Source organism: Paraflavitalea pollutisoli (assembly GCF_029360705.1).
Taxonomy (GTDB): domain Bacteria; phylum Bacteroidota; class Bacteroidia; order Chitinophagales; family Chitinophagaceae; genus Paraflavitalea; species Paraflavitalea pollutisoli.
The window spans coordinates 582,548-597,914 of sequence record NZ_JARKMX010000014.1 but is presented as its reverse complement, the minus strand read 5'-3'; the positions used below and the strand labels follow the sequence as shown (position 1 = coordinate 597,914).

Sequence of the window (15,367 nt, the reverse complement as noted above, 5' to 3'; positions counted from 1 at the left end):
ATGCCTTCCTCACGGCAACGCAAATGCCATATAGCTGTCGCCAGAGGGCGTGCCGAGTTTACCACCGCCGCAGGCAATCACGATATATTGTTTCCCCTGTACTTCGTATACCGATGGCGTAGCGAAGCCAGGAGCTGGCAGGGCATATTCCCACAACAGTTTTCCGCTGTATTTATTGAAGGCGCGCAGCTTGCCATCGCGGGCAGCGGCTATGAACAACAGGCCGCCAGCCGTCACCACCGAGCTGCCATAGTTCTCCGTACCGGTAGCAGGGATACCTTTGGCGGTGAGTTCAGGATATTCGCCCAGCGTGGTCTTCCACACATGTTCCCCTGTATGCAGGTTGATGGCCGTAATGGTGCCCCAGGGCGGACTGATCGCCGGATGGCCCTCCGGGCTGAGGAATTTATAATAACCCGTCATACTATAGGGTAGATTCAGGAAGCTGTCGATGGACTGCGGTTGGGATTTGAAAGCTTGCTGTTGACGTACACGCGATTCCGTGACATAAGACACGATCGCTTCTTTCTCTTCCGTATTGAGGTGTGCAAAGGCCGGCATCATCCGGCGCCCACTGTTGATGAGTGATAAAATATCCGGCTCCTTGTAACGGGATGCAATGTTCAGCAACGTAGGATTATTACCCGATCCTTTTCGGTCCCCACCATGGCAAGCCATACAATGCAGGTCGTATAAGCGTTTACCAGCCTGTCCGTAGTTCTCCGCCGCCGGCTTCGATAGTTTGTTTTCGCGCATGGTGATCAACCAGGGCATTTCATTCGCATTCACGTACAGGTAGCCGGTTTGCGGATCGTAAGATGGTCCGCCCCATTCACCGCCGCCATCGAGGCCCGGCAGCAACACCATGGTTTGCAGTCCGGGTGGCATGAACATATTGCCAGACCTGTAACCCGCCAGGGCTTTTTGCAGTTTTGCTTTCGAGCTATCCGGCAGGTAGGGGTTCAGGTCATTGACCGTGAACTGTTGCCGTACAAAAGGTTTAGGTATAGCAGGGATGGGTTGCGTTGGCCAGATGCGTTCGCCGGTCAACGTGGTATTGGTATCAATGGCTTTTTCTTCGATGGGATATACGGGCATGCCCGTCTCGCGGTCAAATACGTACACCATGCCATGTTTGGATAACTGCGCTACGGCATCGATCGTTTTGCCATCCTTTTTGATGGTAACGAGTGCAGGCGGGCAGGGTAGGTCCCGGTCCCATACATCGTGGTGAATGAACTGGAAATGCCATTTGCGTTGACCAGTAGCGGCATCGAGTGCCAGCAGACAGTTGGCAAACAGGTTACTGCCTTTTCTTTTGCCGCCATAGAAATCGAAAGAGGCAGACCCGGTAGGCGCAAAGAGGATACCCCGCTGTTCATCGAGCGAGAAGCCGCCCCAGCTGTTGGCGCCACCAATATGTTTATACGCAGTCGTATCATCCCAGGTCTCGAAACCAGCTTCACCCGGCTGCGGAATGGTATGGAAGATCCAGCGGATAGCGCCGGAACGTACATCGAAGGCGCGGATATGTCCAGGTGCCGCCGCAGCGCCTTCATCGACGCGTGAGCCGAGGATAAACAGGTCTTTGTAAACCATGCCGGGGGAGGTGGCTGTTACATACAGGTCTTTTACATTACGGCCCAGGCCGTGGTGCAGGTCTACTTTTCCTTTGCTGCCAAAGCTTTCGATCAACTTGCCCGTGGTGGCATTGACGGCATAGAGATGCGAGCCGGCGGTGTAGAGGATGCGTTTGTCTTCGCCTTCACCCCAATAAGCCACCCCACGGTTGTTGTTGAGGATAAAGCGGATGGTGCTGGTGGTCTGCGTCGTGTCATTGGGATTGAAGACCCATTTTTCCTGACCCGTAGCAGCATCGATGGCAAACAGTTTAGTGGTGGGCGTAGTGCCATACAACACGCCGTCGACCATGAGGGGGTTACATTGTATCTGGGAGTGATGGACGGTATCGGCATCGCTGGTATGATACGTCCAGGCTGGTCGCAGCTGCGCTACATTACCGGTATCGATCGTTTGCAGCGATGAATAGTGAATATTGTCTTTGCCACCGCCGTAAGCCGGCCAGGTGGTATAAGCGGTGGTGCTGTTGTTGGAACAGGCAGACAGGCCCACCAGCGCAAGCAGGGCTGCAGCAGGCAGCAATCGTTTATTGTATTTCATCGTCTTTAAGTTGGGCATATTGGCTAAGCAGGAATTTTCCCAGTTCGTAATAAGGACCACTTTCCCGGTTACTGATTTCAATGGCGTGGTGTTTGCCGCCGGTTTTCACTTCCAGGTGCCAGTTGGTAGGATATATACCGCCGGCCACCCCTTTATGTACCGGCTTTTGCCAGAAACCGATACTGTCGATGCGGTGCAGCAGGGCAGTTAGTTGTGCCCCATCGATCGGTGAAGTTTGCTGTACATAGACTACAGAGTCGGCCTTAGGTATGAGTATCCTGTCGCTGATATCATTCACGCGATACAGCCCACCCCGCAGTTCCGGATGGGCTTGTAGCAGCAGCGACGTATCGGGGTCATTGTTTCGTAATAGTTTTGCGTACCGGGTAAACACTCGCTTGAAGGCCAGGTCGGCTTCACTGACCTGTGTAGTATCCAGGTCGATGTCAAAGCCGGGTTCACCACTGTTGGCTTTTTTCACCACGACCTGACCTTGCCGGATCTGGATGACCGTGAAGGGGGCATAAACAGATGTGTAAAGAAACCGAATTACAGGGCCGGTGGAAGTTTGACCGGTAAGTGGAGCCTCCCGAAAAGCTGCCAGCCTGATAGCGACGTGACGTAGTGTCGATGAGTCCATAAAATTCCGTAACTGCACGTCCCTGAAGTACTTGGACAATTTTTTATTGTTTTCCTCCTTGCTCATTTGGACAGGCGCAGTCGAGCAGGCGGTCAGGATGCAGGTAGCAATTAGCAGGCAGCAATATTTCATCCCCCTTAAGGTAAAAAGAAAACAGGGATGCAGCAACTAAAATGCGGCATCCCTGCTTCGTGTATCCGGCATGGAGAATTATTCTAATGTCTTCTCGGTGATCTTACCGGTTTGCTTGTTCTTGATGATCACTTTCTTCGCGCCATAATGCGTCACCTCTTCCTTCACCAGATAGTGGTCGGCATCGTATTCGGTCAGGTGGCTGTCTTTCGTCACGCCTTCCTTACCACGCCAGATGTCCAGTTTCACAGGCTCCCAGAGCTTGCTTTTGGCAGAGCGGTAGGCAGCATCGAGGATACAGTTGACCACATAACCATCATAGAAGCTTTCTTTGGGATCGGTGCCGGCTTCGACCGCATTGAACATGTCCATGAACATATGGTTGTAGCCCAGTTCATTCAGCTCATCACCTACGGGAAACAGCCAGCCGGTATTGCTTTCAGCTTTCTCGGCTACATAGTCGGCTCCCTTGCCGGTGGTAAACATATCGAAACCGGTACGCAGGAAACTATTGATCCAGATGGTGCCTTCGGAGCCCATCACTTCATCGCGCAGGTCGAGACCACCACGGAAGGTCCAGCTTACCTCAAACTGACCGATAGCGCCATTCTCATATTTCACCAGGCCGATGGCATGGTCTTCCGCATCGATGGGTTTCACCTGGGTATCGGCCCAGCACATCACCTCTACGGGTTTGATGTCTTTACCGATATAGCTGCGCGTGATCTCCACGCAATGACAGCCAAGGTCGAGAATACATCCACCGCCTGCCTGCTCGATATCCCAGAACCAGTCGCTGTGGGGGCCAGGGTGCGTCTCGCGCGATTTGGCCCAGAGAATGCGGCCGAGGGCGCCGTTCTTCACGCTGTCCATCGCTTTGATGAACTTGGGGGTATACACGAGGTCTTCGAGGTAACCGTTGAAGATACCGGCTTTTTCTACCGCTTCCAGCATGCGTTTGGCTTCTTCACCGTTGCGGCCGAGGGGCTTGGTGGTGATCACCGCTTTCTTGTGTTTGCAGCACAGCATCACCGCCGCTTCGTGCAGGTTATTGGGCAATGCGATACAGACCATGTCCACTTCCGGATGCGCGATAGCGGCTTCCATATCAGTGGTCACATGCGATACTTTATAGTCATCCGCAAACTTTTTCGCACTCTCTTCGCGGCGCGAATAGATGCTGACGATCTTATCCTTACTTCTGTAGCCCTGGATCGATTCGGCATAGAAACGTCCGATAAAACCCGAGCCTAACATGGCAATACGTTGCATATGATTTTGTTTGAAAAGTGTTTAAAGATCATTGCTGCTTGATTAAGCAGCTTCGTTAACCTCTTTCTTTTCTTTAAAGAAAAGTACGAAGTATACCATCACCGCTACTGCAATGATTGCAGGTACATACCAGATACTTTTCCAGTCGTGGGTAATGGGGTCACCGGCGATTGCGTATTTACCAACGATGACACCAGAGAACCAGGTGCCGATCAGCATGCCCAGGCCATACGTGGCGAAGGTAAAGAGGCCCTGTGCAGCATTCTTGATCTTTTCGCCAGCCTTCTTTTCAGTATACATATAACCAGTTACAAAGAAGAAGTCGTAACAGATGCCATGCAGGATAATACCGGCATACAGCATCCAGGTGTTGTTGCCAGCATCACCATAGGCAAAGGCCACATAGCGCAATACCCAGGCTGTCATACCCAGCAGCAGCATCTTTTTGACCCCAATGCTATTGAACAGGAACGGAATAGCCACAATGAAAATGGCTTCAGAAAACTGACCCAGGATCATTTTCTGGGCAGGTTTGTCCAATCCGACTTCGTTCAGGAAGGGGTTGGCGAAACCATAGTAGAAGGACAAGGGGATACAAACCAGGATGGCTGCTATAAAAAAGATCAGGTAGGGCCGGCTTTTGAACAATACGAAGGCGTCGGCGCCCAGGATTTTGGCAGCGGAAGCAACTTCTCCTTTTGCTTTGGGTGGCGTATTGGGGAGCAGAAAGCTATAAAGCCCCAGTGCGGCAGAAGCGGCGGCAGCCATGACGAAAGTATTACTGGACTTTTCGATACCCAGTCCACCTACGATAAAGCCGGCAACGATCCAGCCCAGGGTACCGAATACGCGGATCCAGGGAAACTGCTTGCCGGGATCATTCATTTGGGAGAATGCGATGCTGTTGGACAAAGCGATTGTTGGCATGTACATCAACGAGTAGCCAAGAATAACCCAGTAGAAAGGTCCATTGGTATCGACCTGAGTAGCCAGGAACAATAAAGCGGCGCCTACCAGGTGCAGAACACCCATAATGCGTTGAGCCGCAAAATACCGGTCAGCTACAAGGCCCACGAAAAAAGGAGCGATAATGGTGGCCAGAGCAAGCGCACTATAGGCTGCGCCAATTTGTATATCGGTCGATTTCAGGTGTTCACCCATATAGGTGCCCATGGTCACATACCAGGAACACCAGATGAAATACTCCAGGAACATCATAAATCCAAGCGAAACGCCGGTCGTAGTTTTCATTAGTCGTTGTTTGATCTTGTTTTAGTTAGAAAGAATAAGCGTGGCGAAAATTACGAACAAATCTCATATTTGCTGCAACGTTTTAGAACTAAGCTTTCAGCGAATTCGCAGCTATCCCGAATCCGGTAAAATTGGACCTGAGGAGGATGCCTGACATTAAATTCAATTAATTTGGTTGGCCGGGTCGTTATAGTGCTTGCAAGCTTCACCTTCGTACAGCTTGCCGCCTGTCTGGCTACTGGATGCTCGCTGCCTGGATGCCTTGCTGCCTAGATGCCTGGTTGCCTATTTCCCCCAATTCCCTATATTTGTATAAGTACTTATACAATTTATGAACTTCTACGAATCACTCGGCTTCCTCGTCTTCGGCAGCCGCCTGCGGCGGCTCAGCGAAACATTCCTGGGCGATGTGAACCGGCTCTACGATGCGCACGACCTGCCTTTCGACGCAGCCTGGTTTCCCGTATTCTACATCCTCTCCCGCAAAGAGACCGTATCGATACGCGACATCGCCGACGAACTGCTGATCTCCCATTCCTCGGTCAGTCAGCTCATCAGTGCCCTCCAAACAAAGGGACTCGTCAAGACCACCGCCGACCCCAACGATGCCCGCCGCAAGGTCGTGGCCTTCACCCCCAAAGGCAGAAAACTACAACAACAGATAGCCCCGGTATGGACAGCTCTCTCCGCCGCCATGGTAGAGCTCGTCAACGAAGGCAAACACAGCAAACAGCTGCTCAAAGCCGTGGGCGAACTGGAGGCAGGCCTCTCGGAACGCAGCCTGTTTGACCGCGTAGAAACCATTATGAACCACAAAGCATGATCATGGCCAGTAAAAACAACACATTCGAATACGGTGTAGAAACCCTCACCATCGGCAAAGCCCTCGCCATCGCTAAAGGCGACATGCAAGGCGTACTGAACAAAGAAGCCAGAAAGCGCATCACCAACAGCCAGCAGCAGGTACAGGAAATTGTCGATAACGACCGTACCGTATACGGCATCACCACCGGCTTCGGCATCCTCGCCAACGCCAAAATATCAGAAGAAGATACCCGCACCCTGCAATACAAAATACTGCAAAGCCACAGCGTAGGCGTGGGTGATCCCATCCCTACCGAAGTGGCCAAGCTCATGCTCATCACCAAAATGCAGGCCCTGGCACAAGGCTACTCCGGCGTGCAACTGGAAACCCTCGAACGCATCAACTGGCATATCGACAACGATGTGATCCCCCTGGTACCGGAAAAGGGGAGTGTAGGTGCCTCCGGCGACCTTGCCCCCCTGGCCCACCTTTTCCTGCCCCTCATCGGCCTCGGTGAAGTATTCTTCCGTGGCCACCGCTACAAATCGCAGGAAGTACTGCAGCAGTTCAAACTCGCCCCCATACAACTCGGTCCCAAAGAAGGTCTCGCCCTCATCAACGGCACCCAGTTCATCCTGGCCTTCGCCATCAAAGGCGTTCAGCGCCTGCACAACTGCCTCGAAGCAGCCGACATCATCGGCGCCATGAGCCTCGAAGCACTCACCGGCACCCAGGCACCTTTCGATGCGCGCCTGCACCAGCTGCGTCCCTTTGCCGGTACCCAGCTCGTGGCCCAGCGCCTGCGCGACATGCTGCACGATTCTGCCATCATGCAAAGCCATATCGATTGCGGCCGCGTACAAGACCCCTACAGCCTGCGCTGTATGCCCCAGGTACATGGCGCTTCCCGCAATGCCTGGCTGCATTTGAAAGAACTCACGGAGATCGAACTCAATGCCGTCACCGACAACCCGATCATCTTGACCGCCGACGATACCATCAGCGGTGGCAACTTCCATGGCCAGCCACTCGCCTTGCCACTCGACTACGCTTGCGTAGCCGCCGCCGAGATCGGCAATATCGCCGACCGTCGCTGTTACCTGCTGCTCGAAGGCAAATGGGGCCTGCCCATGTTGCTCATGAAGAATGTGGGGCTCAATAGTGGTTTCATGATCCCCCAGTACACCACGGCAGCACTGGTTACGGAAAACAAAACACTCTGCTTCCCGGCCAGTGCCGACAGTATTCCCACCTCACTGGGCCAGGAAGACCACGTGAGTATGGGCAGCATCAGCGGCCGCAAACTCAACAAAGTGCTCGACAACCTCGAGTACATCCTGGCCATCGAACTGCTGAGCGCTTCACAGGCCATCGAGTTTCGCCATCCGCTCAAGAGCAGCGCCATCCTCGAGTTTGCCCATGACTATGTACGCCGCAGCGTAAGTTTTGCCGAAGAAGACCGCATCTTCGCCGACGATATCAACCAGATCCGGAACATCATTCACGACTTCTCTTTTGTAGAAGCCGTGAACACCTATACCTCGCTAGCCGGGGTCAACCTCAACAAAGGATATGAATCCTTCAGCATTTAGTTACCTCCACGATAAATACCGCATATGAACAACGATACGATCCGCCGGTACGATCCCATCAAATACAAAACGCCTACGGGTAGCGAACGCACCTGCAAAGGCTGGATACAGGAAGCAGCCCTGCGCATGTTGCTCAATAACCTCGACCCACAGGTGGCCGAGCGGCCCGATGACCTCATCGTATACGGTGGCCGCGGCAAAGCCGCCCGCAATTTCGAAGCACTCGACTACATCATCAAAGCCCTGAAAGACCTGGAGAATGATGAAACCTTGCTCATCCAAAGCGGCAAGCCGGTGGGTATCCTGAAAACACATCCCGATACCCCGCGTATCTTATTGTCCAATTCCCAACTCGTACCCCGCTGGGCTACCTGGGAACATTTCGATGAGCTTGAAAAGAAGGGACTGATGATGTACGGACAAATGACCGCCGGCTCCTGGATCTATATCGGTTCGCAAGGTATCGTACAGGGCACTTATGAAACCTATGCGGCAGCAGCCAACAAACATTTTGGCGGTACCCTAAAAGGTACCCTCAACGTAACCGCTGGTCTCGGTGGTATGGGTGGCGCCCAGCCATTGGCGATCACGATGAATGAAGGCGTAGCCCTCATCGCGGAAGTGGAAAAATGGCGTATTGAAAAACGTATCGAGACCAGATACCTCGATGTGATGATCGAAGACATCGACGTCGCCATCGACCGCGCCCTGGAGGCGAAGCAAAATGGCGAGACCTTGTCCATCGGTGTACACTGCAATGCAGTAACACTACTGGAACGACTGATCGCACGCAACGTTATTCCGGATACCCTTACCGACCAAACCTCGGCCCACGACCCCCTCATCGGTTATTGGCCGCATACGATCTCCTATGAACAAGCGAAAGTATTGCGCGAGCAAAACCCCGTTCAATACATCGACCTCGCCTATGACTCCATGCGCCGTCACGTAGAACTGATGATACAATTGCAAACCCTGGGCGCCATCACCTTCGACTATGGCAACAATATCCGCGCTAGGGCGCAGGAGCGGGGCTTGCAAAACGCCTTCGACTTCCCGGGTTTTGTACCGGCTTACATACGTCCGCTCTTCTGCGAAGGCAAAGGGCCTTTCCGCTGGGCCGCCCTCAGTGGCGATCCCGCCGATATCGCCGTGACCGACCAGGTCATTGGTGAGATGTTTCCCGAAAACGCCTCCCTGCAACGCTGGTTGCGCCTTGCAAAGGAGAAGATAGCCTTCCAGGGATTACCCGCCCGTATCTGCTGGCTCGGACAAGGAGAACGGGAAAAGGCCGGACTGGCCTTCAACGAACTCGTACGCACCGGTAAAGTAAAAGCGCCTATCGTCATAGGTCGTGATCACCTCGACACCGGATCCGTCGCCTCACCCAATCGCGAAACCGAAGCCATGAAAGATGGCAGCGACGCCGTAGCCGATTGGCCATTGCTCAATGCACTCGTCAATACAGCTGGTGGTGCTTCCTGGGTCAGCCTGCACCACGGCGGTGGAGTAGGGATGGGCTACAGCATACATGCCGGCATGGTCATCGTGGCCGATGGTACCGAGGCCGCAGCAGCAAGACTTGCTCGCGTACTGCGCAATGATCCTGGTATGGGCGTCATCCGACATGCCGATGCAGGGTACGAACAAGCACAGGAAACAGCAACAACTCATCAGTTGGATATCAAACAGCGATTGCAATAGCGGTAACGATGCAGGCAGAGCACAGGGTAGCCGGTTCGAACTAAACACCTGCGGTGGTTTCGATATCATAGATTCTTCCTCAACAGCCTGGCAGCATGCAAACCTGTCAGGCTGTTGTTATATATACCCTGCGATGATAATGTATATCTCGCCTTGTAATCATGGCGAACAGGATGATCAACTACCTGCTAACGGTCATAACATCAGCAGCTTAGACAAGTGTTTGTACAGGAACCTCCACATTTTAATTTTATTGTAATCTTATTATAAGGTCGGCCTAATAAGCCCCGGCTACTTTTGTCCCCGTGGGATCATAACCTCTTGTCCCGGCTATTGCCCGTTATCAGTCGATTGGGTCACTGCAGTCAGTACGATCTGAATAGCCACCCGCCGTTTGTGGTTTGAATTACTCAAACTGGCCTCCTTTTTGAAAACCATTATTCAATCATTTTAATCCGTACCCCTAATTTTTTCATATGGGTAGACTTATTATTGTTTCGAACAGATTACCTTTTTCCGTAGATCGCGACGGAGACCAGGTGACGATCCGGCAGAGTTCGGGTGGCCTGGTATCAGCTATCAAAAGCTATTTTGAAAGCGATGCTTCGGCATCCAGCGATATCCGGGAAAAGATGTGGATGGGCGTAGCCGACTTCTCCGGCGAAGACTGGGAGTCGGAAGTGCAACCGAGACTGGCCAAATATGATTTTACCGCTATACCGTTGTTCATGGATACCGCTGTATATAAAGATTATTACAACGGCTTTTCCAACTCGGTACTATGGCCCCTGTTCCACTATTTTCCAAGCCTCGTTCAATACCAGGCGAATTATTATGACGCATACGTTCAGGTGAACAGGAACTTTGCCAACCGCCTGGCAGAAGTGGTAGAACCCGGCGACACCGTGTGGATACACGACTACCAGCTCATGCTGGTTCCCGAGATGCTGCGCGCGGTGCAACCCAATGTGCAGATCGGTTTCTTCCTGCACATTCCGTTCCCTTCTTACGAGATATTGCGCCTGCTCCCTACGGAATGGAAGACTGCTTTGTTGCGTGGCCTGATGGGCGCCGACCTCATCGGGTTTCATACGCACGACTATGTACAACACTTCATGCAAAGTGTGAAGATGTTGTTGGGCGTCGATAATTATTTTTATACCATGCAATACCAGGACAGGCTCGTCAAAGCCGACCTGTTTCCCATCGGTATCGATTACAAACGATTTCACCAGGCCGCCTACGACAGCGAAGTGCTGGAACTGCGCAACGACATCAAACGCAACTTCGAGAACAAGAAGATCATCTTTTCTGTCGATCGGCTCGATTATACAAAAGGGCTCATGGACCGCCTCAATGGCTTCGAGTGCTTTCTACAACAGCATCCCGAATGGATCGAGAAAGTCGTATTCGTACTCAACGTCGTGCCATCACGCGATGAGATCCCTACGTACCTCGAGAGGAAACGGCAGATCGAAGAAAAGATCGGTACCCTCAACGGAAAATTCTCCAGCATCAGCTGGCAACCGGTGATCTACCGCTACAACCACCTGCCGTTTAATGAGCTGTGTGCCTTGTACCAGGCCGCCGATGTGGCACTCATCACGCCCTTGCGCGATGGGATGAACCTCGTGGCCAAAGAATACGTAGCCAGCTGCGTTACCCAACGGGGTGTGCTGGTGTTAAGTGAACTCGCCGGGGCCGCCAGCGAACTCAACGAAGCCCTGCTGGTGAACCCGACAGATGTAATAGATGTGTCCAATGCCATCGACCGTGCCCTCGAAATGCCCCTGCACGAACAGAAACACCGCATGGCGCTCATGCAAAAACGCCTGGTGGATTATGACGTCGTGAAGTGGGTCAATGACTTTCTCGATCAGCTCGCCAATGTGCGGAAAGAACAACAGAAGATGCAGACCAAACTACTGGATGATCGCATCTACAAACGCATCCACCAGCATTACCAGAAAGCGCAAAAACGTTGCTTCCTGCTCGATTACGATGGTACCCTCGTGTCTTTTGCCCGTGTACCCCAGGAAGCAGTCCCCAGCAAAGAATTGAAAGAACTGTTGTACCGGCTGGCCAGTGATGAAAAGAACCATGTGGTCATCATCAGTGGCCGCGATGCCGATGTACTCGACAAATGGTTGGGACACCTGCCCGTGACCCTGGTGGCCGAACATGGAGCCAGTTTCCGGATGAAGGGCGAAAGCTGGCAGCAAAGCATTCCTACTTCCGAACCCTGGAAAGAAGTGATCCGTCCCATCATGCAGATATTCGTAACGCGTTGTGTGGGATCGTTTGTGGAAGAAAAGAACAACACCATTGCCTGGCATTACCGCAACACGCCGGCCGATCTGGGCTTCAGCCGCTCGCGGGAATTGATCAACAACCTGCACCAGATGGTACAAAACACCATGCTGCAGGTGATCGATGGGAATAAGGTAATCGAAGTGCGGATGGCGGGATTCGATAAGGGCGTGATGGCACTGCGGATTGTGAATGACCTGAGTCCTGATTTTACCCTGTGTATCGGCGATGATACCACCGATGAGGATATGTTCAAAGCCCTTGGCAACAAGGCCTATAGTATAAAAGTTAGCAATGGAATTACGGCTGCGCAGTACACAGTATTTTCCCAACGGAAAGTGTTGCCACTGCTAGACCAATTATTGACGCCTTTAACTGAAACGGAATATGCCGGTGCATAAATACAACATGGGTATAATAGGTAATTGTTCTTACCTGGCCTATATCGACCTCAAAGCAGATGTAAAATGGATGTGCCTCCCACGCTTCGACAGCAGTTTCCTCTTCGGCTCCTTGCTCGATGAGGATAAGGGAGGGCATTTCTCCATCACGCCCGCGGCCGAAGGCTGGACGAGCAGGCAATACTATGTACCCAATACCAATGTATTGTGTACCGAGTTCACCGCTGCCGACGGCAGCTTTGTGGTGAAAGACTGCGCACCGCGCATGAATGTGCACGAGCGCCAGTTCAAACCCCTGATGCTGGTGCGCAAGATAGAACTGTTGCACGGAGAGCCGGCCATCCGGGTCGTGTGCGACCCACGGGGTGACTATGGCAAGATCAAACCCGAAGTGACCACCGGCAGCAACCATATCCGGTTCATGAACCTGGGGCAACAGGTGCGGGTAACCACCGATCTGTCGCTGACCTATGTGTTGAACAGCACGCCCCTGGTGCTGGACCAGGACAGGTATATGATATTGACGTACGGAGCTCCTCTTGAAGCACCACTTAAGGAAACCAGCGAGGAATTCCTGCGCAAGACCATCCAGCACTGGCAGGAATGGATCAAGAGCTGTTACCTGCCGGATATCTACCAGGAAGAGATCATCCGCTCGGCCCTGGTATTGAAGCTGCATCAATACGAAGATACCGGTGGTATCATCGCTTCCGGTACCACCAGCTTGCCCGAATTCCACGATAGCACCCGTAACTGGGATTACCGCTTCTGCTGGTTCCGCGATGCGCACTATACACTGCGCGCCTTTAACCAGATCGGTCACTTTGAAGAACTGGAAAAATATTTCGATTTCATCCATAATATACTGGCCAACGCCGGCAACGCTATGCAGCCTATGTATGGCATCGGTGGGGAGAAAGACCTCGAAGAGCTCACCATCGACCTGAACGGCTACCTGGGCAACAAGCCCGTACGGGTCGGAAACAAAGCCTATATCCAGTTACAGCACGACGTATACGGACAGATCCTGGTATCGTTGCTGCCGCTCTATACCGACAAGCGGTTGACCTATATGCGCAAGTACAACTACCGCTCCATCGTACCGTGGCTGCTAAATAATATCGAGCGTACGCTCACCATGCCCGACTCGGGCCTGTGGGAGTTCCGCAACCAGGTGCAGGTGCATACCTATACGCTGCTCTTCCATTGGGCAGGTGCCAAAGCGGCCTACAAGATCGGCGCGGTCTTCAACGACCAGCCACTGATGCAGCAGGCCACCAGGCTGGCCCAGGCAGCCAACAAGCTGCTCGAAGAAGCCTACGATAAAGAACGCAAGGTCTATCCACAGGCCATCGGCACCCCCAACCTCGATGCCAGTACCCTGTCGATGGTCACCATGAACTACCTCGAGCACAATTCCCAGCGTGCCCGCGACCATATCGCCGCACTCGAAAAAGAGCTGCTGGCTGATCATGGACTCTTTTACCGGTACAAGCACTACGATGATTTCGGCTTCCCCGAAACCACCTTCCTGGTATGCGCTTTCTGGTATGTAGATGCCTTGGCTTGTGTGGGTCGTACAGACGATGCCATCCAAAACCTGGATAAGATACTGTCCTTTAGCAACCACCTCGGCATCTTCAGCGAAGATGTACACGTGGATGGGTCGCAATGGGGCAATTTCCCGCAGACCTATAGCCATGTAGGGTTGATCAATGCCGCTTTTCGTATAGCACGCAAGGTAGATAAGGTAGATTTTCTGTAAAGGGGATGCTATCTTTACGGCATGGCATCCTTGCTCATTACCAACATCCACCAGCTCGTCGGCGTACGGGCACTGACTACTGTATTACGCGGCGATCAGCTCGCCGAATTACCTTGTATTGATAAGGCTTACCTGCTCATTGAAGACGATACCATCGCCGCCTTTGGCAGTATGGATGACCTCGACAAAAGTGGCTACAGGTCTATGGCCAGCGAGACCTACGATGCAGCCGGCGCTACCGTATTACCCACGTGGTGCGATAGCCATACCCATATCGTCTTTGCCGCCAGCCGCGAAGAAGAGTTTGTGTACAAACTCAAAGGCATGAGTTATGCCGATATCGCCGCTAAGGGCGGGGGCATCCTCAACTCGGCCCGCAAACTCAACGAGGCTTCCGAAGACGAGCTCTTCCACCAGGCCTGGCAACGACTTGAAGAACTCAGCCGGCTCGGCACAGGCGCCATCGAGATAAAGAGTGGATATGGGCTCACGGTAGAAGGAGAGCTCAAAATGCTGCGTGTGATCAAGCGACTGAAGCAGCGGTCAGCCCTCGATATCAAAGCAACCTTTCTCGGCGCACATACTTATCCCACGGAGTTTAAGAACAATCACCAAGGTTACCTGCAGCAGATTACGGAGCACATGTTGCCGGTCATTGCCCGGGATAACCTGGCCGATTACATCGATGTGTTCTGCGAAGAAGGATTTTTCTCTCCCGAAGAAACCGAGCATGTCTGCAAGGCAGGCATGGCGCATGGGCTCAAGCCAAAGATCCATGCCAACCAGCTGAACCTGTCAGGCGGCACGCAAACCGGCGTCAGGCTCGGCGCCATCAGTGTCGATCACCTCGAAACAATGGATGAAGATGCCATACAGTCGCTGGCACAATCGAATACCATCGGTACCCTGCTGCCCACCGCAGCCTTTTTCCTGCGCATGCCCTTTCAACCGGCCCGTGCCCTCATCGATGCCGGCTGTGCCATCGCCCTGGCCTCCGACTTCAACCCTGGCTCGTCTCCCAGTGGTAATATGAACCTGGTGGTGGCTATGAGTTGTATACAGATGAAAATGCTGCCCGAAGAAGCCATTAATGCGGCCACCCTCAATGGAGCCTATGCCATGGAGCTCGGCGAACAGCTGGGAAGTATTACTGTTGGCAAAAAAGCCAACCTGATCGTCACGAGACCCATACCTTCATTGGCTTACCTGCCTTATGCTTTTGGCAGCAACCTAATCGATACAGTAATGATAAAAGGAGCGTGGTTGTAATTTGTTGTAAATTGAGTAGCAGCGCATCGAACTTATACTGAAGGA

The 15,367-nt window shown here is 52.8% G+C and carries 10 protein-coding genes; 6 read left to right on the top strand and 4 right to left on the bottom strand.

The annotated features are described in order from the left end of the window. Window positions 1-9 precede the first annotated feature (9 nt). The 4 genes from P2W70_RS32860 to P2W70_RS32845 form a co-directional block, all read right to left on the bottom strand. Window positions 10-2,181 (bottom strand): outer membrane protein assembly factor BamB family protein, encoded by a 2,172-nt coding sequence (locus tag P2W70_RS32860; RefSeq protein ID WP_276485857.1) that lies wholly within the window; start codon window positions 2,179-2,181, stop codon window positions 10-12. After that, entirely contained in the window at window positions 2,168-2,821 is a 654-nt protein-coding gene (locus tag P2W70_RS32855; RefSeq protein ID WP_276485856.1) for a hypothetical protein, read from the bottom strand. Before P2W70_RS32855 ends, P2W70_RS32860 begins: the two co-directional genes overlap by 14 nt. Window positions 2,822-3,031: 210 nt before the next feature. Continuing rightward, on the bottom strand, window positions 3,032-4,225 hold the full coding sequence (locus P2W70_RS32850; protein WP_276485855.1) for a Gfo/Idh/MocA family protein: 1,194 nt from the start codon (window positions 4,223-4,225) through the stop codon (window positions 3,032-3,034). Window positions 4,226-4,267: 42 nt separating this feature from the next. Continuing rightward, window positions 4,268-5,476, bottom strand: a complete 1,209-nt coding sequence (locus tag P2W70_RS32845) for a nucleoside permease (RefSeq protein ID WP_276485854.1) — start codon at window positions 5,474-5,476, stop codon at window positions 4,268-4,270. A 331-nt stretch (window positions 5,477-5,807) separates the two neighbouring features. Here P2W70_RS32845 and P2W70_RS32840 point away from each other — a divergent pair, with 331 nt between their 5' ends. The 6 genes from P2W70_RS32840 (at window position 5,808) to hutI (ending at window position 15,322) form a co-directional block, all read left to right on the top strand. Beyond that, window positions 5,808-6,299 (top strand): MarR family winged helix-turn-helix transcriptional regulator, encoded by a 492-nt coding sequence (locus P2W70_RS32840; protein WP_276485853.1) that lies wholly within the window; start codon window positions 5,808-5,810, stop codon window positions 6,297-6,299. A gap of 2 nt (window positions 6,300-6,301) precedes the next feature. Continuing rightward, window positions 6,302-7,873 carry a histidine ammonia-lyase gene (gene hutH / locus P2W70_RS32835; protein ID WP_276485852.1) on the top strand — a complete coding sequence of 524 codons (1,572 nt, stop codon included), beginning with the start codon at window positions 6,302-6,304 and terminating at the stop codon, window positions 7,871-7,873. A 24-nt stretch (window positions 7,874-7,897) separates the two neighbouring features. Next, complete coding sequence (gene hutU, locus P2W70_RS32830; protein WP_276485851.1) at window positions 7,898-9,577, top strand: urocanate hydratase; 1,680 nt, start codon at window positions 7,898-7,900, stop codon at window positions 9,575-9,577. Between the two features lie 476 nt (window positions 9,578-10,053). Then, window positions 10,054-12,288 (top strand): bifunctional alpha,alpha-trehalose-phosphate synthase (UDP-forming)/trehalose-phosphatase, encoded by a 2,235-nt coding sequence (locus tag P2W70_RS32825; RefSeq protein ID WP_276485850.1) that lies wholly within the window; start codon window positions 10,054-10,056, stop codon window positions 12,286-12,288. 7 nt (window positions 12,289-12,295) lie between these two features. Beyond that, entirely contained in the window at window positions 12,296-14,053 is a 1,758-nt protein-coding gene (locus P2W70_RS32820) for a glycoside hydrolase family 15 protein (RefSeq protein WP_276485849.1), read from the top strand. Window positions 14,054-14,074: 21 nt separating this feature from the next. Beyond that, window positions 14,075-15,322 carry an imidazolonepropionase gene (hutI, locus tag P2W70_RS32815; RefSeq protein ID WP_276485848.1) on the top strand — a complete coding sequence of 416 codons (1,248 nt, stop codon included), beginning with the start codon at window positions 14,075-14,077 and terminating at the stop codon, window positions 15,320-15,322. Window positions 15,323-15,367: the final 45 nt, after the last annotated feature.